The 23,177-nt window shown below is 60.5% G+C and carries 21 protein-coding genes and 2 pseudogenes; 18 read left to right on the top strand and 5 right to left on the bottom strand.

Translation table 11 applies throughout. The annotated features are described in order from the left end of the window. Positions 1-43 precede the first annotated feature (43 nt). The 6 genes and pseudogenes from HMPREF2734_RS07455 to HMPREF2734_RS12065 all read left to right on the top strand — a co-directional run bounded on the left by HMPREF2734_RS07455 (position 44) and on the right by HMPREF2734_RS12065 (position 6,801). The gene (locus HMPREF2734_RS07455; RefSeq protein WP_141750449.1) at positions 44-1,318 is read left to right on the top strand and encodes a nuclease-related domain-containing protein; all 1,275 of its coding nucleotides are present in this window, start codon (positions 44-46) and stop codon (positions 1,316-1,318) included. Between the two features lie 566 nt (positions 1,319-1,884). Continuing rightward, the gene (locus HMPREF2734_RS07450; protein WP_070570190.1) at positions 1,885-2,817 is read left to right on the top strand and encodes a hypothetical protein; all 933 of its coding nucleotides are present in this window, start codon (positions 1,885-1,887) and stop codon (positions 2,815-2,817) included. A gap of 1,038 nt (positions 2,818-3,855) precedes the next feature. Then, positions 3,856-5,463, top strand: a complete 1,608-nt coding sequence (istA, locus tag HMPREF2734_RS07445) for an IS21 family transposase (protein ID WP_070570189.1) — start codon at positions 3,856-3,858, stop codon at positions 5,461-5,463. Between the two features lie 14 nt (positions 5,464-5,477). Then, positions 5,478-6,235: pseudogene (locus tag HMPREF2734_RS07440) on the top strand (ATP-binding protein). Positions 6,236-6,419: 184 nt separating this feature from the next. Beyond that, a pseudogene (locus tag HMPREF2734_RS12385) lies at positions 6,420-6,545 on the top strand (RloB domain-containing protein); the annotation flags it as partial. Between the two features lie 16 nt (positions 6,546-6,561). After that, a complete protein-coding gene (locus tag HMPREF2734_RS12065) occupies positions 6,562-6,801 on the top strand; it encodes a hypothetical protein (RefSeq protein WP_070570187.1) in 240 nt (79 codons plus the stop codon). A gap of 14 nt (positions 6,802-6,815) precedes the next feature. On the opposite strand, the gene HMPREF2734_RS11795 is transcribed toward HMPREF2734_RS12065, so the two are convergent. From HMPREF2734_RS11795 to HMPREF2734_RS07425, 3 genes are all read right to left on the bottom strand, one after another. Further along, positions 6,816-7,001 carry a hypothetical protein gene (locus HMPREF2734_RS11795; protein ID WP_141739400.1) on the bottom strand — a complete coding sequence of 62 codons (186 nt, stop codon included), beginning with the start codon at positions 6,999-7,001 and terminating at the stop codon, positions 6,816-6,818. Between the two features lie 65 nt (positions 7,002-7,066). Then, entirely contained in the window at positions 7,067-8,197 is a 1,131-nt protein-coding gene (locus tag HMPREF2734_RS07430; protein WP_168163608.1) for a helix-turn-helix domain-containing protein, read from the bottom strand. A gap of 148 nt (positions 8,198-8,345) precedes the next feature. After that, on the bottom strand, positions 8,346-9,983 hold the full coding sequence (locus HMPREF2734_RS07425) for an AbgT family transporter (RefSeq protein WP_083308113.1): 1,638 nt from the start codon (positions 9,981-9,983) through the stop codon (positions 8,346-8,348). Between the two features lie 110 nt (positions 9,984-10,093). Between HMPREF2734_RS07425 and HMPREF2734_RS07420 the strand changes: the two genes are divergently transcribed. The 10 genes from HMPREF2734_RS07420 to HMPREF2734_RS07375 all read left to right on the top strand — a co-directional run bounded on the left by HMPREF2734_RS07420 (position 10,094) and on the right by HMPREF2734_RS07375 (position 20,104). Further along, positions 10,094-10,759: a DUF4230 domain-containing protein gene (locus tag HMPREF2734_RS07420; RefSeq protein WP_246816794.1), complete on the top strand. Its 666-nt coding sequence runs from the start codon at positions 10,094-10,096 to the stop codon at positions 10,757-10,759. A gap of 26 nt (positions 10,760-10,785) precedes the next feature. Then, complete coding sequence (locus tag HMPREF2734_RS07415) at positions 10,786-11,397, top strand: hypothetical protein (RefSeq protein WP_070570186.1); 612 nt, start codon at positions 10,786-10,788, stop codon at positions 11,395-11,397. 106 nt (positions 11,398-11,503) lie between these two features. Continuing rightward, entirely contained in the window at positions 11,504-12,256 is a 753-nt protein-coding gene (locus tag HMPREF2734_RS11790; protein ID WP_141750446.1) for an NYN domain-containing protein, read from the top strand. A 21-nt stretch (positions 12,257-12,277) separates the two neighbouring features. Next, on the top strand, positions 12,278-13,075 hold the full coding sequence (locus tag HMPREF2734_RS07405) for a serine hydrolase domain-containing protein (protein ID WP_070570182.1): 798 nt from the start codon (positions 12,278-12,280) through the stop codon (positions 13,073-13,075). A 249-nt stretch (positions 13,076-13,324) separates the two neighbouring features. Next, entirely contained in the window at positions 13,325-14,767 is a 1,443-nt protein-coding gene (locus HMPREF2734_RS07400; RefSeq protein WP_371440425.1) for a uridine transporter UriT, read from the top strand. Continuing rightward, on the top strand, positions 14,748-15,698 hold the full coding sequence (locus HMPREF2734_RS07395) for a uridine-preferring nucleoside hydrolase UriH (protein WP_070570179.1): 951 nt from the start codon (positions 14,748-14,750) through the stop codon (positions 15,696-15,698). The genes HMPREF2734_RS07400 and HMPREF2734_RS07395 overlap by 20 nt, the downstream gene beginning before the upstream one ends. 337 nt (positions 15,699-16,035) lie before the next feature. Next, positions 16,036-16,968 carry a trimeric intracellular cation channel family protein gene (locus HMPREF2734_RS07390; RefSeq protein WP_168163607.1) on the top strand — a complete coding sequence of 311 codons (933 nt, stop codon included), beginning with the start codon at positions 16,036-16,038 and terminating at the stop codon, positions 16,966-16,968. Positions 16,969-16,992: 24 nt separating this feature from the next. Then, positions 16,993-17,928 (top strand): DMT family transporter, encoded by a 936-nt coding sequence (locus HMPREF2734_RS07385; protein ID WP_070570175.1) that lies wholly within the window; start codon positions 16,993-16,995, stop codon positions 17,926-17,928. Positions 17,929-18,399: 471 nt separating this feature from the next. Continuing rightward, on the top strand, positions 18,400-18,723 hold the full coding sequence (locus HMPREF2734_RS07380; RefSeq protein ID WP_070570173.1) for a hypothetical protein: 324 nt from the start codon (positions 18,400-18,402) through the stop codon (positions 18,721-18,723). After that, complete coding sequence (locus HMPREF2734_RS07375; protein WP_070570238.1) at positions 18,713-20,104, top strand: NAD-dependent succinate-semialdehyde dehydrogenase; 1,392 nt, start codon at positions 18,713-18,715, stop codon at positions 20,102-20,104. Before HMPREF2734_RS07380 ends, HMPREF2734_RS07375 begins: the two co-directional genes overlap by 11 nt. A gap of 11 nt (positions 20,105-20,115) precedes the next feature. On the opposite strand, the gene HMPREF2734_RS07370 is transcribed toward HMPREF2734_RS07375, so the two are convergent. Next, positions 20,116-20,916, bottom strand: coding sequence for an HAD-IIA family hydrolase (locus HMPREF2734_RS07370; protein ID WP_070570171.1), 801 nt, complete (start codon positions 20,914-20,916; stop codon positions 20,116-20,118). Next, a complete protein-coding gene (locus HMPREF2734_RS07365) occupies positions 20,913-21,188 on the bottom strand; it encodes an acyl carrier protein (protein WP_070570169.1) in 276 nt (91 codons plus the stop codon). Before HMPREF2734_RS07365 ends, HMPREF2734_RS07370 begins: the two co-directional genes overlap by 4 nt. Positions 21,189-21,205: 17 nt before the next feature. Here HMPREF2734_RS07365 and HMPREF2734_RS07360 point away from each other — a divergent pair, with 17 nt between their 5' ends. Next, positions 21,206-22,015 carry a YPDG domain-containing protein gene (locus HMPREF2734_RS07360; RefSeq protein ID WP_070422124.1) on the top strand — a complete coding sequence of 270 codons (810 nt, stop codon included), beginning with the start codon at positions 21,206-21,208 and terminating at the stop codon, positions 22,013-22,015. Beyond that, the gene (locus HMPREF2734_RS07355) at positions 22,012-22,869 is read left to right on the top strand and encodes an alpha/beta fold hydrolase (protein ID WP_083308111.1); all 858 of its coding nucleotides are present in this window, start codon (positions 22,012-22,014) and stop codon (positions 22,867-22,869) included. The genes HMPREF2734_RS07360 and HMPREF2734_RS07355 overlap by 4 nt, the downstream gene beginning before the upstream one ends. Positions 22,870-23,177: the final 308 nt, after the last annotated feature.

The following is a 23,177-nucleotide window of genomic DNA, read 5'->3' as shown; positions in this document are numbered from 1 at the left end:
GTTTCACCGTCCACCGGAATCATGACACCCCAAGTTTCCTTTAGTGCGAGAGCGGGAGAATCGTTTTTTGATTCCTGATGAGGCTTTACTCGCTCCTTCGATCAAGCGAAATCTCGAAACGACTCTGTTGACAGCCAAAGCGTCTCAAAATGTGTACAGCAATCATCGCAGTCGTTTTCTTGAGACGAGACTCTCGACGGTTCTAGAGCGGTTTCTGCCGCACGCGAGATTACTGAAAAACGTTAAGTTTCGATCCTTGGATAACGGAAGGGGAGAAGCCGACGTTGTTTTGTTGTTTGGAGACGTCGCCGTTATCTTCGAAGCAAAAGCAGGTACTATTTTTAAACCTGGTGAAACTGTCACAGTATCTAAGTTTCGAAATCGGTTGCATCAGAATATTTCGCAGGCGTCAAAGCAGGTTGAGAAGATGCGCCATGTTATTGAGAAAAATAGGTGCATTCCACTGGAACGTGGACAGCCGATTGATCTATCCGAAGTACGGGAGATTCATACAGTCATTGTGACCTTAGATGACCTACTGGATCTATCAGCGCAGCCGTTGGATCTGATCGACGCGAAAATCGTAGAAAAAGAAGACCAGCTGCCCTGGGTGGTATCGCTCGGCGATCTGCAGCTACTCCTAGCTCTCATTGAAGAACCATCTGAACTTCTTGCCTACCTGAGGCGTCGTCGAGATCCGATGATCGCGAAGAAGTATCGGACTACAGACGAAATCGACCTTTTCCAAGTTTTTAGGAAGACAGGGTTGTGGGCGGAAGATGACGCTGATGCGGACATCCCCGCGCTGGTGATGTCCATGACATCCGATGTCGACGCCTGGTTCCATGGGGACACTGAATCGAAGCCAGAAATGAAAGAGACCCCTCTTCTTCGGTACGTCCGACAAAGTCGTTCAAAGCAGTTGCCTCACTGGTTTGAATTCGGAGCCGCGCTGATGTCGATCGGCGAGAACTCACAGCAAGAAATTCTCTGCGGGATCAACCAGATAGTGAGAAAGACTCGAGCCGATTCAATCTCGCACAAGCTCACCTTATTCTTTGAAGATCGTTCGCCTACTCAACCGGGTTGCCTTTTGGTCTTCAAGACGAAAGGCCGCGTAGAGTTCACCGAGGACAAAACACGATTTGCTCGTTACTTAAAGGCGAAGAAAACACAATATGAAACGGATAGAGCATTCGCATGTGTACTGGACGGAAAAGGCGCTTTGATTGATTTAATCTACGAGGCAGGCGAATACTCGGTTTCAGACTTCGCTGCTGAGGAATGGGCTTCTTTGATCCCATTGCAGCGTGATTGAACTGTGCCGCAGGCGATTTCCGAATCGTGATAGCTCTGTTGCGACCGCGTATCTAGTGACACCGTGGTGACTATCCGGCAACACTTGTGTGCGCATCGAGTAACAGCCCGACGGTGGTCGGTCCGCGTGGCGCGTTGAGCATCTGGTTTCCGAAGCTTCAAACTTGTTGGTTCCATTGTGACCTTCACGATGGATAACGCGTAACCTATTTTCCGCACTGAAACGGCAGGAAGTCCGACAATCCGCACCGTCCAGCATCAAAATGAATTGCACGCGCGGCTCTTCAACAAGGCGGCGTGTCACATTTACGACTACTTTGATGAAGCAGTGGAACGGCGGCGGGTAGCAGTGGGGTAGGCGTCGAGGTCTTCTCGGCTAACTCGGTACGCCACTTCGAAGTGGTGGAGCGGAGGGGCCTTCTACAAGGGCCTACCGCCTCGTTGCCCCAACCGCTAGGCCGAAATCGGTGAGTTCTTCCAGCTTGTGAAGGTGCGTCGCAGTGGAGGCTCGCGCTTACATGGTTCATCTCCCGAGCCTCTGTGGCGCGGCAATGCTAACGTGGGGTCATGAGGAACCCGTGGAAAGATCTAGCTATCAACGGTGATGGCGAGTACGTGGCGGATTGCGATAAGGGTTGTCTTGGTTCGTTTGATGAAATTGCAGACGATAAGAGGAAGCTTCAGCTAAAAGTTCTACCCGAGCCATTCATTGGAGATCCTGCCACCGCCTCTTTTGTAGCGCTGCAGCTGAATCCTGGCGGCGCACCTTCGGACGATTATGAAAAGGGAATCTCTAGCGACTACAGGGCTTTCAAACCAAAGCACGAAGATATTCTCGCCAATCTTTCCGGCGAGAGAAGGGAAATGTATTGGGCTGAACCCACCCCGAACCTTGGGGAAGGTGAAGTGGAGCTTTACAGTTCCCCCCACACATGGTACTTCGGTGCTGAAATCGAAACGGAATCTGGGTGGGAGCCCGACTTTAAAGATCGTTCCCGTTTTCAACTGCTACTGCTTGCACTGAGCTCACCACGGGCTCGGGGAGAGCTGAGGAAACTCAAAGATCCGTCGATCGACAACTTTCATAAAGTTGTTCTGGCTGCCGAAGGTGAGAATTTTCCTTCGAGTCTTGACCGGGCCTACGGAATTCTAAGAAAAAAGTTTGCTGTGCTTGAATATTTTCCCTACCATTCCGACAAGGCGGATACCGGAAAGATCGAAAATTCAAACCTGCCTAGCCAAGAGTACACAAAGTACCTTCTTGAACAGGCACTCGCCAGTGGCGCCAGCATTTTCGTGACGAGGTCGGTCACCGCATGGAGAAGTCTCACTCCTAAGTTGTTCGAACACGGTGATCGGTTGATCATTGCATCTAATAAACAGTCTCCAACCTTTACGCCCGGCAACGTTTGTAGGTGGGATAGTACTGCGGGTAGTCAGGGGGCCAAGGATCCGAACCTATTCTGGAAGGTCGTGGAAAAGCTTGATCCGCAGGAATGAGGCCTAAGAGAGCATCGGCCAGGAAATAGCAGCGTGATCCTTTCGTGGTGTTCGAGAGGCTTCCAAGCGGTGCTTCCTAAGCGGCCCTCATGTCCACGTGTTTCGAACAAAGTCGGGTGATCGATCGCAATAAGGGATCTGAGGAGGCGAGCGCGAGTCCTGGGGGGCACCTCGAGCGTAAGAAGAAGAGGAAACGACATCAACCTAAGGATGCTGATGCTCCCGGCGGTGCTAAGAGAGCTGAAGGAGCAGGTGACGCGCCTCCGCTGGCAAATGAGCACCAGCTGGTGCTGGGAAGTGCCAGCAAGGGTATTGCGGGCACTGTCCAGGGTTTTCGCAATGTGCTTTTGGCGTACTCATTCGTTCAGAATGGGTGGCACTGTCTGCGCGCCAGTGCTTCTTCGATTCAGATCGTACCCACAACCCGTGTTCTGCTAAGTTCGATTCATCTGCGCTGCTGAGAACAGCTGGCGCAGTTGCTCCAGCTCAAGCGGTCTGAGGACCTGCAACCCGGCGATCATGTCTAGGTGGTGCCGATTCGGGGTAGTTGGTACTGAGAGTCTGTGTCGTTGTTACCGGTGTTCCGCGTACCCCGGTAGTGCAGGGGTTTGTCTACGCTCATTCATGATTGTTTTTAACGACACCGTAGTTCGATGGTGCCACGTCAAAATCAACGCAAACGGATCCGGTCCCAGTCGCGAATTTCAAGCAGATCATTGCAATGTGTCTCGCTAGTGTTTGTGAGTATTTGCTGAGGAGCGAATACGTTTAGGATTCGCCGAATCAGATTAGGGACTTTTCATGAGCAAAGCCAGCGTTCCAATCGGCCCAGAAGAATTAAACAAACAAGCTAGGGCGAGAGGATCTCCCCGACCTTCCCCGGTGTCGATTCGGGGTAGTTGGTACCGCGAGTCCGCGTAGTTGGTACCGGTGTTCCACGTACCCGGTACTGCAAGGGGTTTTCTTTCATAGTTGATGTTGGCGACACCACAATCCGGTGGTGTCGCGTCAACATCTACTTGGAAGGAGCCGATCCTTGTGGCCAACTTCAAACAGATCATCGCGATGTGCCTTGACGGTGCAAGCTACGCGCAGATCACACACGCATTGGGATGTTCACGACGAGAAGTATCCCGCGCAAAGAAAGTCATCGCTGATGAGGCACTAACGCCAGAGCGTTTCCGCCAACTCCCACCGGGATGGTTCGATGATCGATTCAGCGACGGCCGGAGTAAGCGGACGATGTCCTACGACCAGCCTGATTTTCAAGCCCTTGCACGCAAGCTCCAAAGCAAAAAGCACGTGACCAGGCACAAGCTGTGGATGGACTACTTGTCGCAGCCGTGTCCGACGGACAAGACAAAGTACCAGTACTCCCAGTTTTGCAGTGGGCTCAATGAATTTCTCCGTGCTCATGATCTTGTCGAAGTCGTCACCCATGAGCCGGGGCAAGAGCTTTACGTCGACTGGGCTGGCGACAAAGTGCCGGTGGTGGATCAGGCCAGTGGTGATACCGCATTCAAGGCGTCGCTGTTTGTCGCGGTATGCCCGTACTCAGGGCTGATGTACGTCACTGCTGCTGCAAATGAGAAGATGCCGGCTTGGATTGCATGCCACGTCAAAGCGTTGAACTATCTTGGCAAATTACCGGCGGTCATCGTGCCGGATAATGCCTCTACGGCGACCTACCGGCCGAGGAAGCATTCAGGCTACCGGATGGTCACTGACCGCTACGCAGCGTTTGCCGACTACTACGGGGTCACGATTGTGCCGACAAGACCTGGCAGGCCACGCGACAAAGCGGCAGTAGAACGTGCTGTGAAAATCGCCTACACCAAAATACTCGGGTATTTCAGCGACGAGGTCTTCTACAATCTCGATGAACTCAATAAGGCAATCGCTGACCGGCTTGCCGATATCAACAGCGCAATGACACGGGCTGATGGCACAACACGGCGCATGCGCTTTGAGCAAGAAGAAGCACCAGTGATGCGCGATCTGCCGCCGACACCGTTTACGGAAGTGTCATACAAGCGACTCAAAGTCGACCGTAATTGGCACATCACCTGTGACTACCAGTACTACTCTGTGCCATTTCAGCTGGTAGGAGAGGCAGTGACGGTCAGGCTCACCCCGCAACTGGTGAGCATCTTCAACGGTGATCAACTAGTTGCTGAACACACACGCCTTCACGGATTCAAATACCGGTACTCCACTGATCCCAACCATGGGCCAAGCAGCGATGACGAAGGCCACAAGGCGCTCACCCGCGACGAACTCTTGGCTTGGGCCTCGTCGTTCGGTTCTGCAACGCACACAGTCATAGCGATGATCCTCGATCGTAATAGTGCCGCCGTCCCCCGCGGACTTCTTCAAGCTCGCAACGTGCTGGCCAACCTGGGCAAAAAGCACAGCAAAGCCACCCTCGAGCCGGCGTGCCAGCAGGTCTTAGAAAAGAAGCTGGCTCCAACTATGGCTGTGATCAAGCGCATCCAGACTGACATTGCGCACGCTCAGCAGCACCCTGCTGCACCAGGGCGAAAGACACAGCCCGCGACGAAGAACCAACAACGCCCAAGCGCCCCGCTTACCAGCGACGCAGCTGACGCCGTCTTCATCCGGCCTGCTGACCACTACGAAAACTAGAAGGAGCGTGAACCATGAGCAACATCAATGACGAAACAGTACGGGCAAAAATGCGAAAGCTTCGCGTATCGACCTTCGCTGATGTCTTCTACGAGATTGTCAACGACGAGGCCTACGCGGATGCGCTACCAGAGGACATCTTCCTCGCAGCAGTCGAAGAGGCCTACACACAACGGCAACAACGCAACATCGCCAAAGCCATCACCCAGGCACAATTCCGATACCCGGACGCGAGCCTTGCTGAAGTCACCCGAGCAGAACAACGCGGCATCAACATGCGCCAACTGAAACGAATCGCGGCGACCAACTGGCGGGAAAACCCGACCAACATTCACATCCTCGCACCGACCGGAACAGGGAAAACATACATAGTCTGCGCCATCGGCGTCGCCGCATGCCAAGCCGGATACTCCGTGGCCTACTACCGGCTAGACCAACTCGTAGACATGTTGGCGGTCTTCTCACCGACTGACCAAAACTACCTCGATAAGATGCGGAAACTGATCAATGTCGATGTCCTTATCATCGACGATTTTATGACCATGAGCATCAACCAGCGCGGGCAAGAAGACCTGAGCAAGATCATATTCGACCGCGACGGTCGGCTCCCAACACTGATCTCCTCCCAATCGGCCGCCGCCTATTGGGTCGAAGCCCTCCCCGACAGAGTCGGAGCCGATTCACTCGTTAGCCGCCTCAACAACGGCCACCGAATCCGCATGGAGACTTCGACATGCGCAAGGCCACCACCCCAATAGAACCGGACGAATAAAACAAACAACCGGGCCGACTCCGTCGGCCCGGCCCCGGTACCAACTACCCGGAACACAGCAGTACCGGGTCTCCGGAACACCGGTACCAAAAACCCGCATCTGACACCCCGGTACCAATTACCCGGAATACGGGAGTACCGGCTCTTCGGAACACCGGTACCAAAAGCCTGCATCTGATAGGTAGTGCTTGACGAGGACGCCGCCACACCAGAGCAGCTCGGCGAGGTATCCCAATGGGCAGCCGCACGAAAGGACAGAGGCGTGGCGTTCAGCGTTCCCGCCTTCGAGGTGTGGCTGCTTCTTCACTACACCGAAGCAAAGGGGGGTGCGCTCCCAGAAAGAAGTCGAAGCAGCGCTGAAAACGCATTGGCCAACCTTCACCAAAATCGCGAAGCCGAAATTCACGATGGAACAGATACAGCAAGCGGTATCACGGGCAAGCCGCAAAGTAGGCACAGAGTACGCATCGATCGAGGAGTTTGATGAGCAGGTTGGCCGTCATGCATCCGTCACCACGGTGCATCTGCTTGTGCAGCTCCTTTTGGCATCGCTTTACGGAAAGTAGGCGCCGTCGGCCGGTTATGCGCGTTTGAAGCCGTCCCAGAATGCTTGCCACACTGTCGTTGGGCGTGAGCGCATCTCCTCGTCGAGGGCGTCGCGCACGGCTTGGCGGGGGTCGGTGGTTCGCTCGTGGGCGGGTTCTTTTCGCAACGGATGAGGTTCGCGTTTGTGGTTGTTACGAGCATCCCAGTTTCTATCTGCCACTGCGTATCACCTCTTGCTCATGGACTTAAAGGAAACGGTAGCGGGTGCATGGTTCGTTGTGCAGTTCATCGCACCACGCGAAGTGTTGGGCGGGACGGGGTGCTGGTTGCCGAGGCAGCGCTCGAGACCGTGTGGGGGTGGGCACTGAGCATGAGGGCGTGCAGGTCTTGTGGCGGCAGCTGTGTTTCGTCGGCGATGCTCGCGATGCTGGCGCCACCTTCGGGGGATAGCACGTAGTCGAATACGCGGGAGCGTTCGTATTGCACTGTGCTGCCGGGCTCGTCGGTGCGGAAGCCGCGCGCGGAGAGGGTGGCCAGGTGGAAGTGATATTCCCGCTCGCTGAGCTTGCCGTGGTGGTACGCGGCGCGAAGCATGGCCATGGCTGACACTTTCAACGCGGTTTTGAGGCGAAGGATGTCATCGAGGCTCGGGTGCAGCCGGAGGTGGGCGTGAACTATGCCGGGCGGGATGAGGAAGTCGGCAGCGAACTGGTTGGCCTCGTCCTCTTCGCGTGCTCCGCTGCGTGGCTCGTCACTGCTGTGGAGTAGTAGGTGGCCCAACTCGTGCGCGAGATCGAAGCGGGCGCCTTCGGGTGTGCGGCGCCGGGCGAGGAAGATAAACGGCTGCTCTCCGTCCCACATGGAAAATGCGTCCACCGCAGAGGCTGCCGGTGGAAGGCCCATGACGGCGATGCCGAACGATTCTGCGAGCTGAACCGAGTTTGGAACTGGTCTATCGCCCAGCTGCCAGATCGTACGCGCGTGGCGGGATGCCTCCGCAGGTGTAAATCCGGACAGATCCGGGAGGTTGGGTTCTGGAAAGTTGAAGTTGCTGCGAAGCCATGCCAAGAGCGTGGAGGCGTTTGCCCCGGATGCGACTGCAACGCTTTTCTGCCGCTGTGTTGCGCGGCTGCCGGCTCGAAAGAGTGTGGCGTCCATCGATGGGACCTCGAGTTCCTCGGAGAGGAAGTAGCCGTCGGTAAAGCCGAGTGCTGATTCGAGGTGCTTGAGGAGTGGCTCTGTACGGGAAGGCGGTGGCCCTTCGTTCTCCCAGCGAGAAAGGGTTGCTGGGGCAACGTCGAGATCTGCAGCCAGCTCCGCTTTTGTGAGGCCTCGGCGCAGCCGCGCGACCGTAATACGGGACGGCGAGATGCGGGCGGAGTTAGTTTCCGCTCGCTCGCGAGATTGTGAAATCAATGTCATCGTCCTCGGTCCCGAAAAGATCTGGCTGTGTCATAGCGAAGTCCGGATGAATCGGCTTGAACCCTGTATTACCGGTAGGTCGCTCGTCGCAAACCAAAAGCGCTGGGCATAACACCCAGCGCTTAATGTCGTGCGGTACTGACTATACCTCGTAGCCCATCGGGGAGCCAGGGCCGAGCGGGATGCCGGCGAAGTACCAGATCATGAAGAAGATGAACCAACCCGCCAGCATGCACAGCGAGTACGGCAGGGCGAGCGACATCAGGGTGCCCACGCCGGCCTTCTTGTAGTACTTCTGCAGGAACGTCAGGGCGAGTGCGAAGTAGGGCGACATTGGGGTGATGATGTTCGACGGGGAGTCACCGATACGGAACAGCATCTGGGTGACCTCGGGGGAGACGTTGACGTACATCATCATCGGCACCACCACCGGCGCCATCAGCGCCCACTGGGCGGAGCCGGAGGTGATGAACAGATTGATCAGCGCCACCATGACCACAAACGCGAGGAACAGCACCGCGTTGGGCAGATTCCACGCCTGCAGCAGCTCCGCGCCCTTGATGGCGGTCCAGGGGCCCAGGTTGGACCACTGGAAGTACGCGAGGAACTGGGCGACGGCGAAGAACAGCACCAGGATCGGCAGCATGGACTCTAATCCCTTGGCCATGAACTTCGGCAGATCCGCGGCCTCCTTGACGGTGCCCACGATCAGGCCGTAGACCAGGCCAGTGACAAAGAAGATCAGGGTGATCGGTACGGCAATCGCGCGGATCAAGGGAGATTCCATGAAGCCCTCCTCCGGACGCGCGAACGGGGAAGCCGGAACCAGCAGCAGGACGAAGTAAGCGACGAGCGCGACCACCAGGGTCACGCCGGCCCAGGCGAGGCCCTTGCGCTCCAGTGGGGTAAGTGAGAGGTCATCGTCGTCGGTCAGGTGGGAATCGTCCGGCTGGGCGGAGTCGTTGATTTGGAGTTCGTCTTCGTCGATGTGGTCGTCGTCGATAAGCGCTTGCGCCTTCTTCTCCACATAAAACTCGGTCACCGCAGTGATCACCAGCGCCAGCACAATGGCGGACGGGATGACGAAGAAGATGTTGGCAAGAGGGGAGACCTCATAGTTGGCGTCGACGAGTTGTGCCGCCGAGGTGGAAATGCCGGCGAGCAGCAGGTCCGTAATGTTCAGGATCAGCGAGGAGTTAAAGCCTGCCGACGACGCCGCGAACGCCACCATCGCACCCACCACCGGCGAGCGCCCAACCGCATGAAACGCCATCGCGCCCAACGGAATGATGATCACGTAAATCGCATCCGAGGCGATCGAACCGGTCACGCCCGCAAGCGCGACCATGAACGTCAGCATCTTGCCGCTGACCTTGTCCACCATCGCGCGCACCATCGCCGCCAGCAGGCCGGTTTGCTCCGCCACGGCGACACCAAGCATCACCGCCAGGATCACACCCAGCGGCGGGAAAGCGATGAAGTTCTCCACTGCATCCGTGACCATGCGCGAGATGTTCTCGCCGGTCAGCAGGCTTTCTACGTTGATCTCTTCGCCGGAGGCGGGGTCGATGGCGGAGAGGCCCGCCTTGCTGGCAATCCATGAGGACACGACAACAACGCCGCTCAAAATGACAAACAGCCAGAACGGCTCCGGCAGCTTGTTGCCTATTCGCTCGATCCAGCCGAGGAAGCCGGTCATGCCGTCTTGCTGGTTCTGGTTTTGTTTTTCTTCGCGCTGCTTGTCGGCGCGGGTTTCGTCGATACGCGTGGAACCGGTCATCGTTATCTCTTCCGTGCGGTGGCCAGGTACATCCTTCAGCCGCGTACGCCCAAAGGTTCCAACGAGTGTACAAACCATTCGAATTCGGGGTGCAATTAAGATCACCAGATGTGAGTACCGCCCAAGAATTACACCTCTCGCCGCGCCAGCCCCGCCGCGGTGGCGTCGTTGTGACCTCCGTCATTACCTCAGTCATCGCCGTGTTGGCCGTGGCGGGGCTGCTGCTTGTCATGCTGCGCCCGGCCGTGTTCGGCATGGGGGAGACGCGGGTAGACTCCACCACCATCGGGGCATCGTTCGAGGACATCGCCGAACTCTCCGTGGAGGAATACGTCTTCTCCGACGTGGGCAAATTCGACCAGAAAGGCCTCGAGGTCCTCGGGCTGCGCGTGCCGTTTACGGGCCGCAACTTCCTGGTTACTTACGACGGCCGCGTCACCGCCGGCATCCGCGACACATCCGCCATCGATGTTTCGGTCGGCTCTGGCGCTATTGATGTAGTGCTGCCGCCCGTGGAAGTGCTCAGCGCCCACATCAACGCCGACAGCGTGCAGGTCTACGACCAAACCATGAACCCCATCAACCAAATTCGTGTCGACGACGTCACCACCTTTATCGCCGGCCAAGAGGAAGCCGCGCGCGAGAAGGCCGTGTCGCAGGGCCTGTTGGACCGCGCGAGGGAACGCACCGAACACCTCGTACGCAGCCACATCGCGGCACTCGTGAAGGGCACCGAGCAGAAGGATTTCGAGGTACGGATTTCCTGGGCGCAGTAGCCGCTCGTGGTCTAGGGTTTCTGGCTATGCGTAAGTCTTTGGTGTCTGCGGCGGTTTGCTCGCTGGTTGTTGTTTCTGCTGCGTCGGTTCCTGTTGCTGGTGCAGCTCCGGGTAAGTGCTTCATCGAGTACAACGCCGACCAGGTCCCGGCGCTGGCCGCGGGCGTACTTGGCGACGACCTCACCTTCTACAACGGCTCCCGCACCGACGCGCTTGCCCTGTGGGAGAAGAAGCAGACCGAGTTGCGCGCTGGCATCGGCGAGAACGGCTGGGGCACGCTGACCCAAATCGACGACGCCAAACTTTGGGAACCCGGCGTCACCCACACCTCAAGCGCGCTGGTCCTCGATGACCTGAAGCACTCCTCGAAGGGGTTGACCGTCACCGCCGACAGCCCGTTTAGTCATTCCGAGGCCGCTTATCTTGCCAACGCCGCCTCGTACACCGCGCAGCGCTACGCGGATTGCGGCAAGGATGTGAATAGGGTCGTGCCGGTGGCGCCGTCGTCGATAAGCCTGGGCCTCGCCCCGAACCACATCGCGCTGATTGTCGTGGCGCTGCTCGGCGTACTCGGTGCCGTCGGTGCCGGCGCGGCGGGCATGATCCCCGGCGTCACGCTGCCTGCGCTGCCGTTTTAGGTTGGATAGCCGAAAGGGTTGACAGACGAACCCAAAACGGTATACTCGCTCACATAGTTCCCCGCTATCTACGGATTGGCGGGGTTTTAAATTCTGGGGGGATAAGATGATTAACGCGTCACCGTCGCTCATGCCAAAGCGGAGGGGGAGCAGCACTTTAAATGCTGTCGTACTTATCGACTATCAGAATGTGCACATCACAGGCTGGGAAGTCTTTTCACGCGATGACGGCGTCGGGCTTCATGAAGCGTTGCTCGACCCAGCAGCCTTTGCCAAGAGACTTATTGCAGCTCGAAACGCGGCCAACTCCACTACGCCCCCTGCGACACTTGATTCGGTGAAAGTCTTTCGAGGTTTACCAAGTTCGATTCATGATCCCGATGCCTATCGGCGAAACCAGGATCAGAAACGGAATTGGGAATCGGATGGAGTCGAGGTGACCCTACGTCCGCTCAAATATCGGTACCAGCGCGATGGCCGAGGTAAGCCGATCATGGATGTCAATGGAAAGAAGACGTTGGCGGGACCACCTGAAGAGAAAGGTGTCGATCTGATGGTGGGACTCGCTACATTGCTAGCTGCTCAGCGTCCAGATATTGATCTAGTAATTTTGGCGTCGCACGATAGTGACATGGGTCCGGTCGTAGATACCGTGCACGATTTACATGTGGCGGACCCAGTGGCAGTCGCGCGGATTGAAACAGCCAGTTGGTTCGTCCCCCGCAACGACTTTGATCCTGGCTTTCAGTCGAAGATCCAACCGGGCTTGGATGCGCAGAAGAAACGTCGGCATGTGTGGAACACGCGGATGGGAGAAGTCGACCACACCGCGAGTCTGGATGTCCGGCTATATCGATGACCCGCCACGTAGGGTGGGGCCATGCAGCTCGAGAAGTTTTTCCAGGATTGGCCGGTTGACAATGTGGCGGGCGCGCTCGTCGGTAAGCAAGAGGCGTCGTTCGGCGACACCACGCGCATCTTCGAACTGGCCAGCGTGACCAAACTCCTCTCCGCGTACGCCGTGCTCCTCGCGGTTGAAGAAGGAGCATTTTCGCTTGACGACGACGCCCGCCCCGAAAACGCCACCATCCGCCACCTCCTCTCGCACGCAGCCGGCGTCGGCTTCGACTCCCGCGAACCGCAAAAGGCACCGGGGGAGCGCCGCATCTATTCGTCCGCCGGTTACGAAATCCTCGCCGACATTGTCGAGGAAACCACCGGCATCACGTTTGCCGACTACGCCCGCGAAGGCGTCTTCGAACCACTCGGCATGAACGCGACCGAGATTTACGGCTCGGCGGGCCACGGCGGGCGCTCCACCGTCGCGGACTTGTCGCGCTTCGTCGCCGAACTGCTCGAGCCGCGGTTGCTTGATCCCTCGACGGTGCGCGAGGCGTTTACGAATCAGTTCGGTGACCTGCGCGGCGTCGTCCCCGGCTATGGCATGCAAAAGCCCTGCCCGTGGGGCCTCGGCTTTGAGATCAAGGGGGAGAAGTCCCCGCACTGGACCGGCGACGGCATGCCCGCCGACACCGTCGGCCACTTCGGCATGGCCGGCACCTACCTGTGGGTCGCCGGCGACCAGGCCTGCGTGGTGCTCACGGACCGCGACTTCGGCGACTGGGCCAAACCCCTCTGGCAGGAAACCAACACGGCGCTCTGGGACGCGCTGGCGTAGGCCGGCTTGGGGCAGTGCGTGGGCGCGGGGCGCAGATTCGTTCATATGCAGGTCTCGATATGCGTAACTGCAGGTCAGCGGCTTTTTGGAAAATCCGACGAATTTTGACCAAAACGCTGTGACCAGGGATTACGCATATCGAGCCCTGCATATGAACGGAAAGGCGCTGCTCGAGGGACGCTTGCAGGGTTCGGCGACGCACCGGAACCGAGGCGGGCGGTGCGCGGAGGGCTGTTTTACACTGCACGCATGACTATGACGAACACCTCGCTACCAGCAGCGGGGCAGAAACTACCGACCAACCAGGTCGTGCCCCTGATGACAGCGCTGCTGGTGGCTGTCTTCGCATTCCAACTCAACGCGTCCATGTTGTCGCCGGCGTTGGCGACCATGGAGGTCGAACTTGACGCGACCACCGCGCAGATCGGCATGACGCAGACGGCGTTCTTCACCGCCGCCGCTGTGTTTGCTCTGTTTATGCCGCGTTGGGGTGACTTGATTGGGCGTCGCAAGGTGTTGGTGACCATGATGGCCGTCACCGTGATCGGTTCGGTCGTTGCGGCGCTGGCCACGAACGTGACCATGCTGTTCATCGGCCGCGTCATCCAGGGTGTGTCCGGCCCGACGGTGGCGCTGACGTCGGTCATGCTGCGCCAGGCTGTGCGTGAGGAGAAGCAGTTCGCGTTCCTGGTGGGCATTCTGACCTCGGTTAACGGCGGCATCGCGGGTGTGGACGCACTGCTGGGTGGCTGGCTTACCGACGCCTTCGGTTTCCGCTCCCTCTTCTGGGTCATCGGTGCCTCCGCACTCATCGCCGTGTTCGCGGTGCAATTCGGTGTGCCGGAGACCAAGTCGAATGAGTTGCAGCCGATGGACTGGAAGGGCGTCGTCGGCCTGGTTATCGGTGCCGCCGCAATCCTGACCGCGCTGAACATGGCCGGCGAGCTCGCCGCCGCCAACTGGGTCATGGTCATCATCCTGCTGGCCATCGGCGCGGCGTCGCTGATGTGGTTCTGGCGCACCGAGAAGTCCACCCCGCACCCGCTGATGTCCACCGAGCTGCTCACCCAGCGCCGCACGTGGGCGCTGCTGCTCACCACCACCCTGACCATGACCGGCGTGTTCGCCGTCATGAACGGCCTCGTGCCCAACCTTGCGCAGGACGCCGAGGCCGGTCCGGGCATGTCCGCCGGTGTCGTGTCTTGGTGGACGCTCACCCCGTACGCGCTCGCCGGCCTGGTTATGGGCCCGGTTTCGGGCTGGCTTGCCGGCCGCGTGGGCTACAAGATCATCCTGCAGATCGGTATCGCGGGTGCGGCGTTGTCGGTGCTGTTCGGTGTGGTAGTCGTCGGCAATGCGACGCCCGCGCTGCTGCTGGCCATGTCGATCCTCGCCGGCATCACCTACGCGGGCATGGGCAACATCATGCTCGGCTCGCTTGGCGTCGTGCTCGCGCCGAAGTACAACCAGGGCTACTTGCCGGGGCTCAACGGCGGCGCGTTCAACCTGGGTGCGGGTTTGTCGTTCACGATCATCTTCGCCGTGTTCACTGCCACGGGCGGCAGCTACCACGCGGGCATGATCACGGGCGCGGTCCTGCTCGGCTGCGCATTCGCAGCGTCGTTCCTCATCCCGAAGCCGGAAACCATCCCGGACACGCTCGCCGCCGAGGATGTGGCTGCCCGTGCGTAAGATCATCATCGACTGCGACCCCGGTCACGACGATGCCGTCGCCATCCTGCTCGCCCTTGGCAATCCAGACATTGAGCTCCTTGGCTTAACGACGATCGGCGGCAACCACACCATCGATAAAGTCACCCACAACGCGCTTCAGGTGCTGACCATCGCCGGGGCCACCAACGTGCCGGTCTACCGGGGTGCGACGCGCCCGCTTATCAACGAGGTCGTTACCGCCGAGGACATCCACGGCGACACCGGCATGGAAATCCACGGCTACGACCTGCCCGAACCAGAGGTTGGGGTGGAAGATGAGCATGCGGTGCGGTGGATCGTCGATACGCTGATGCGCGAAGAACCCGGCACCGTGACGTTGGTTCCGACCGGGCCGCTGACCAACATCGCGCTGGCCGTGCGCATGGAACCACGGATCGTCTCGCGCGTGCGCGAAGTCGTGCTCATGGGCGGGGCGTACGGCACCGGTAACTGGACCGCGTCCGCCGAGTTCAACACGTGGGTGGACCCCGAGGCCGCCGCGATCGTCTTCGGCGAAGACTGGCCGGTGGTCATGGTTGGCCTGGACCTCACCCACCAGGCGCTTGCCACGCCTGCTGTCGAGTCCCGGTTTGCCTCCTTGGGCACCTCCGCCGGCGACTTCTGCGTCGGACTCATCGACGCCTTCCGCCGCAACTACAAAGACGCCCAAGGCTTCGACAACCCACCAGTTCACGACCCCTGCGCCGTCGCCTACGTCATCGACCCCACCGTCGTCGAGACCGTGGCCGTGCCCCTGTCCGTGGAACTGTCGGGAGCGCTGACCCGCGGGCGGACCGTGGCGGACTTCCGCGTGCTGGACCCGTCCGACTGCAACACGTCCGTGGCCACGCGCCTGGACGTGGAGCGCTTCTGGGATCTCGTCGTCGACGCAGTCCAGCGCCTGGGGTAGGGGCGGGGCGCTTCGGGCGCAGGCCTGCCCCGTCTTCTCGGCCAAACGGCACATTTCGCTGATTTTGGGCGAGATGCGCGGTGTTGGATGTGCCGTTTAGCTTTGCGACGCCACCTTCCCGACCCCACCCAACACATGGTGAGAACGTAACGGTGAGGACGGCAAAATATCGGCATCTTCACCGTTGTATTCTCGCCATGTGTGTGTCCGAGCGTGTCTGGCGGTACCGGCAACCACGCCAAACCGGCGACACCTACGCACACGTCCCACACCGTCATCACCGGCGCCCGGGACCGAACGCCGGGAATTACAGGAGTAAACCACTACGATGACGCGCATGTACTTCGACAACGTGTTCACCGCCGTGGGGTTCTCGTTTGCCCTGATGGACCTTATTGGGGTGTTTTTGAATGCGCTGATGGGTGGGCTCGTCGCTAGGCGATTGCGCTTTGACGCCGTCGGTTTCATGCTGATTTCCATCATTTCGGGCATGGCGGGCGGCATGATCCGCGACGCCCTGATCGGTGCCACGCCCGCGTCGGCGTTGCAAAACCCCTGGTACATCGGCACGGCGTTGGTGGGGTCGCTGTTTGCGTTTCTGATCCCGCTGTCGGGTCTGACGTGGGAGTTGTTCCGTTTCCACGGCGACATGATCATCGTCGGTGTGTGGGCGGTAACGGGCACGGTGACGGCGATGCGCGCCGACATCACGTGGTTCGGCTGCATCCTCATGGGCGTGCTCACCGCGACCGGCGGCATGGTGATTCGCGAGATGATGATTGGCCAGATCCCGTCCATACTTATCGACCGCCAGTGGTACGTCGTGCCGGCGATTGTGGCGTCGATTAGCGTGCAACTGTTTTACGACCTCAACCTGCAATCCATCGGCCTCGCCATCTCCGCCCTGATTGGTTTCGGCCTCGGCGTGGCGGCGTACTGGTTCGGCTGGCACGTGCCCGGCATCGAGGCGCTGGCGAATGTCGACGATTTCTTCACCCGCATCAAACACCGCGTCGGCGACCGCCTCCCACGCACCCCCAGCGCCCTGCGCCAACGTGCCGAGCGCGCGCAACGCCCCGGCATGCTCGTGCACGCGCCGACGCGCAAGGATATTCACGACATTCTGGGCAATCGTATCGACGACCGCCGCAACGTCACCCACGAAGAATTCCTCGACGCCCTCTACCGCGCCTACATCGACCCGACCGGCCCGGGAAGTGCTGGTGGTGCGGGCTCTGGTGTGGGCGGCGCGGGCGACCGGAAGAAGTAACCACCCGTATGAAACCATAGGCGGGTGCTTCTCCTTGTTGCGCTCGCCGTCGGCGGGCTGATCCCGATCCAAACCGCGGCCAACTCGCGACTGCGTCTCAGCGTGGGCAACTATCCGGTTGTGTCGGCGCTGATTTCGTTTTCGGTGGCGTTGCTTGTGGCTATCGTGGCGACCACCATTCTGCAGGGCAACCCGCTACCACAGTTCGCGCCGGGTACGTCCGCGCCGTGGTGGACGTGGCTCGGCGGTGTGATGGGCGTGTGCTTCGTGCTGGGCAACATTCTGCTGTTTCCACGCCTTGGCGCGGTGCAGACGGTGGTGTTGCCGATCCTTGGGCAGGTGGTGATGGGCCTGATCATCGACTGGTTTGGGTTGTTCGGAGCACCGCGTATCGACGTCACCCCGCCCCGCATCGCCGGCGCCATCGTCGTGTTCGTCGGCATCATTGTGGTGCTGCGCGCAGGCAAGTCAGGGAAGGGCGCGGCTGCTGCCGCTGCATCTGGCGACGCCACCGGCCTCGAACTCTGGCTCTTCCGCCTCTTGGGCGTCTTAGTCGGCGTCGGCTCCGCGGTGCAGACCGCAGTGAACGGATACCTAGGAACGATCGCCGGCTCCTCCCTCCACGCCGGCGAAATCAATCTCTCCGTCGGCGTGGTGCTGTTGCTGATCGCCGCGTTTGTCACCTCACCGAAGCAGTTCACCCGCAAGCCGACGCCGGGCCCGGCCTGGATGTGGCTCGGCGGCCTCGTCGGCGCGATCTTCGTGATCTCCGGCGCGACCCTCTCACCGATCCTCGGCACCGGCACGACCGTGATCGCCTTCAACGCTGGCACCATCGCCGCCGGTCAGGTCCTCGAGGCCCGCGGCGCCTTCGGTGCCCGCAAGAACCCGCTCACCGCCACGCGTCTCGTCGGGCTGGTCGTGATCTTCCTTGGCGTCCTCGCCGTGCGGTTGCTGTAGGCAATCGGCGCCGTGGCGCGCGGACGGATTGCGCTCGAGGGGGGGGAGTAGCGCGAAAACGCAGCTTAGGGGCAAACCCGAACTCGTGGATCTGAGTTCGGGTTTGCCCCTAAGCTCATTTTGCGACATATACAACCCCACACTCGGCGCTGAAAACCACGCCACTCAACCTCAACCCGAGGTCGAGTAAATAGGGGGATCAAGCAGCAGTTGAGGGTTGCTCGCGGGGCTCGTGTGACGCAAGATCGGTGGCGAGCCGAAAGGGCTCAAAGAGTAACCAGAGGCCGTTGGGGAAGACGAACCTCTCGTCTCGCACTCCGCCGCCCGGGCTAGTCACCCGGACACGGACAACCGTCCGTCGCGGCGTCCCGCTTAGTCACCGGGGCAGGAGTGCGCCAAGCAAGACATCGAGTGCTGCACGCAAAACAGCGGCACAGCACCGATGCTGAAAGCACAGAAGGGTCCCCACCAATGACGACAACACTGGCTGCGCCCCGCGCGTGCCGTCCGACACGCAATCGACTCACGTGGACGCTCCACATTGAGGGGATGTTGGGGCGGGTGCGTGGGGTCGTCGAGAAGCAAATGCTCTTGTTGCCTGAGGGTGAGCCGGGCGAGGTCTGGTTCACGCGCTGGCAGCGGCGGCCGGATCGCACGTACTCGTGCCAGGAGCAGATCCGTGCGACGGAGGCGGAGATTGAGCCGTTTCGGCGCGCGATTGAGCGGTTGGCGGCGGAGGAGAATTTCGTGGCGAGGCTGACGCAGCGCTCGTACCATGGGGCGCATGTCTACTAAATACCGAGTACAAAATCCTGTAAATAACGAGATCGTCGCAACGTACGATTTCATTAGCGACGACGCCCTCGACACCGCCCTGACCACCGCAAACGACACGTTTAAGGAGTGGCGCGAGAAGCCGTTTGAGGAGCGTGCGGAGGTGCTGCGGAAGGTCGCGAAGCTTTTCGACGACAAACGCGACGAACTCACCCGCATCATCGCCGAAGAGATGGGCAAGCCGGTCGATCAGGGCGACGGCGAAATCGACGACGTAGTCGAGATTTTCAACTACTACGCCGACAACGGCGCCGAGTTCGGGGCTGACGAGGAGATCCCGAACAAGCGTGGCGGCACGTCGATTATGCGCAAGATTCCGTTCGGCGTGATCCTGGGCATCATGCCGTGGAATTACCCGTATTACCAGGTCGCGCGCTTCGCCGCGCCCGCGCTGATGGCCGGCAACGTCGTGCTGGTCAAGCACGCGGAGATCTGCCCGCGCTCGGCGGAGGCGATCCAGAAGATTTTCGACGAGGCCGGCGCGCCCAAGGGGCTGTTCACGAATCTGTACGCGAAGCACTCGCAAATCTCGCGCATTATTAACGACGACCGCGTCCAAGGCGTTTCCCTCACCGGCTCCGAGCGCGCCGGGCGTGCCATCGCCTCCCAGGCCGGCCAGGCGCTGAAGAAGTGCGTGCTCGAGCTGGGCGGCACCGACGCCTACATCGTGCTCGACTCCACCGACGTCCCGGCGGCCGCGAAAACCGCCTGGAACAAGCGCATTTCCAACACCGGCCAGGCCTGCACCTCCAACAAGCGCATGATCGTGATGGAGGACATTTACGACGAATTCGTCGACGAACTGGTATCCCTTGCCTCCAAGTGCGAAGCGGGCGATCCGCTCAACCCGGAGAAGGGCCGTTACTACCCGCTGTCCTCGCGCGACGCCGCCGAAAACCTCGCCCAGCAGCTGAAGATCGCCGTCGAGGAAGGCGCGAAGATCCACGTTGGCGGCGAAGTCACCGGCAAGGGCGCCTACTTCACCCCGGCCGTGATCACCGACATCCCGGTCGGCTCCGACTCCTACTACGAGGAGTTCTTCGGCCCCGTTGCCGAGGTGTACAAGGTGTCCTCTGAGGAGGAGGCCATCGAGGTGGCCAACAACTCCCGCTACGGCCTCGGCGGCGCCGTGATGTCCGAGGACGTCGAGCGCGCCAAGCGCGTTGCCGACAAGGTGGACACCGGCATGATCCACGTCAACATCCCGCAGGCCCGCGGCGCCGAGCTGCCGTTCGGTGGTGTGAAGGCCTCCGGCCTGGGCCGCGAACTGGGACCGCTGGGTATGGACGAGTTTGTGAACAAGCAGCGCTTCTATATCGCCGGCTCCGACTCGGCGGTGTAAGGAAGCGCGCCCTAGTCGGCGTCGGTGTACTTGCCGTCGCCGAAGGGGTCGTGGATGCGATCCACTAGGTCCGCCACCGAGCCGAAGACGGCGGTGGGGCGGTAGGGGTAGCGGGCGATTTCGGTGTCGTCGCTAATGCCGGAGCGCACAAGTACGGTGCGCATGCCGGCTTCGAGGCCGGATTTCACATCGGTGTCCATGCGGTCGCCGATCATGACCGTGTTTTCGGAGTGGGCGCCGATGTTGTTCAGCGCCGAGCGCATCATGACTGGGTTGGGTTTGCCCACGTAGTAGGGCTCCATGCCGGTCACGGCGGTGATCATGGCGGCGACGGAGCCGGTTGCTGGGACGACTCCGTTCGGGCCGGGGCCGGTCAGGTCGGGGTTCGTCGCGATGAAGCGGGAGCCGCGTCGGATGAGGTTCGAGGCGGTGGTGAGGGCTTCGAAGGAGTAGGTGCGGGTCTCGCCGAGCACGACGAAGTCGGGGTCCGCGTCGGTGAGAATCCAGCCGATTTCGTGCAGGGCCGTGGTCAGGCCGGCCTCGCCGATGACGTACGCGGAGGCCTCGCCGGCTTGCTGCGAGAGGAACTTCGCGGTTGCCGTCGCTGAGGTCCAGATGCGTTCCGGCTCGATGTCTAGGCCCATGCGCTGCAGTTTTGCGGAGAGGTCGCGTGGGGTTTGCATCGAGTTGTTGGTCAGCACCATGAACTCGATTTCCTCATCGCGCAGGGTGGAGATGAACTCCTTCGCGCCGGGGATGACGGCACCTTCCTTGTGCAGGACGCCGTCCATGTCGGTCAGGTACGAGATCATTCGTGTTCCTCCAGGTAGTCGGCGAGTTCGCCGGCGGTGGGGTGGTCGGTAAGTACGGTGTCGTCGATACGCACGCCGAAGGTGTCCTCGATCCGCACGGCGAGTTCGATGCGGTCGAGGGAGGCGATTGCGGTGTCGTCGAAACGCGAGCTTTGCTTGACGACGACACCCGTCACCTCCTCAACCAATCCCGCGAGACGAGCGAACGTGTCTGCCGGGGTTTCCTCCTCGAGTTGGAGGCCGCCGAGATCCAAGCGCTGCGAAAGTTCCATGCCGTTATGATAGGCCCATGCACCGCCTCGCAGTTCCGGCAGCAGCCGTTGTGATCACCAGCCTCGTCGCCCCCGTCGCCGGCGCCGCAACGATGGCGGAAACGTACAAGCCGTACTTCGCGCCGGAGACATCGCACGTGTACGGCCCGCCGGGCGACTACTACACCAACCCCGTTTACCTGGAGTTGAAGGACGTGCCGGAGGGGGCGCGGTGGAGCCTGACCGGGGAGAACACGATCCGCCACCGCTTTCAGGTGGACAAGGTGGACGACAAACTCCGGGTCAACCTCAACCTGAATGGCGATACGCCGGTGCAGCGCGGCGAGAACACGCAGCAGATTCCGGTGCGGGTGCACTTTCCGGACAACTCGACGGACCTCTATTTCCCCGAGGTCACCTTAATCCCGGACCACGCGTTTCTGTACGATCCGGAATACGACTCCGCCGAGGCCGACCCCGGCCAAACCGTAACGCTCACCCCGACCAACGTCCGCCACCTGGACCTTCCTAACGACGCGACGTGGGAGGTCAAGGGCACCTACGACTCGGTTGACCAGAAGACCGGGGCGATTACCGTGACCCTGCCCAAGGACTCCTACGACAGCGCGAACCTTGACGTGACCGCCACGTTCGCCGACGGCTCGAAGCGTTCGACGACGGCGAGGGTGACGAATACGGGACGTGGGGTCGTCGAGAAGCAAACGCCCGCGCCTGCGCCTGCGGGATCGACACCGCTGCAAAAAGTCGCGCTGGTCTTCGGCATCCTCGCCGTCATCGTCGGCATCGGCTTCGCCGCCATGCCCTACCTGGGACAACTCGGATTATGATGCGCACCGGCACCCTTGACCGCGACGGCATCACCATCCACTACTACGACGTCGGCCCCCGCGACGCCGGCCTGACCGTCGTCTACGCACACGGCTTCAACATCGCCGCCGCCGAATACAAACTGCAGGTCGAAGCCATTGCCGGCGTGCGCCAAATCCTTGTCGACGTCCGCGGCCACGGCAAAACCGGCTACGCCGACCCCAGTCTGCTCACCATCGACGCCGCCGCCGACGACATCGCCGCCGTCCTACGCCACCTCGGTATCGACGACCCCCTCATCACCGTCGGACACTCCCTCGGCGGTCCGATCTCCCTGTCGCTCATGCGCCGCCACCGGTTCAACTGGGTCGGATCCGTGCAAATCTCCAGCACCGTCGACCCCTTCACCGCCCGCGGCCTACCACGCCTCCTCGGTGGGGGATTCGGCCGGTCGCTCGGCTGGTTTGTGGATAGGCTGCCGCACGCCGCCGAAGGCATCCGACGCCTGGTCACCGACATGATCGCCCCCATCCTCGCGCGCTGGTTCTACTTCCGGCCCGTACCGTGGTCCCTGATCACATTCCACGCCCGCATGATTAAAGCCACGCCGCTCGCCACCTATCGAGGCTTCTTCGACGACCTCCAAACCCACTCCGAACGAGGCGCCGCCGCCGTCCTGGCCACCATCCCCGGCTACATCCTCGTCGGCGACCGCGACAACGTCGCCCCCGTCAGCCAATCCGCCGAACTCGCCGCAATCTGGCCAGGCGCCTACTTCCAAATCCTGCCCGAGTCAGGGCACATGCCGCCTCTCGACGACCCCGACGCCGTCACCGCCGCCATCGAGCGCGTCATCGCCCTGGCGCGAGGGTAGGGCAGGCGCGACCGCGCCTGCGACAGCCACCAGCCGCCGAGGTTTCTGACACATTCCGGCAGAATCTGTCAGCGCCGGGAATCGTCGCAGGTCAGCGGGTTTTGAGGTGGGCGCCGATGTGAAGTCTGTCAGGAGCATCTGCTCCTGGCCAAAATAATTCCCGGGTCCGCGCCGATTTGTGGAACTATTTTGGCTCCGCGCGGCTCACAAAATCGGCGACCTGGGGAAACGCAGCCGCGGAAAGTTCCAAAACCGAAGAAAGTTCCCGGCCGGGGAACTATTTTCGGAAAGGGTGGCAGGCGGAAAGA

Source organism: Corynebacterium sp. HMSC055D05 (genome assembly GCF_001810365.1).
In the GTDB taxonomy this organism is placed as follows: Bacteria; Actinomycetota; Actinomycetes; order Mycobacteriales; family Mycobacteriaceae; genus Corynebacterium; species Corynebacterium coyleae.
The sequence above is the reverse complement of the archived record's forward strand: the minus strand, read 5'-3'. Positions and strand labels throughout refer to the sequence as shown.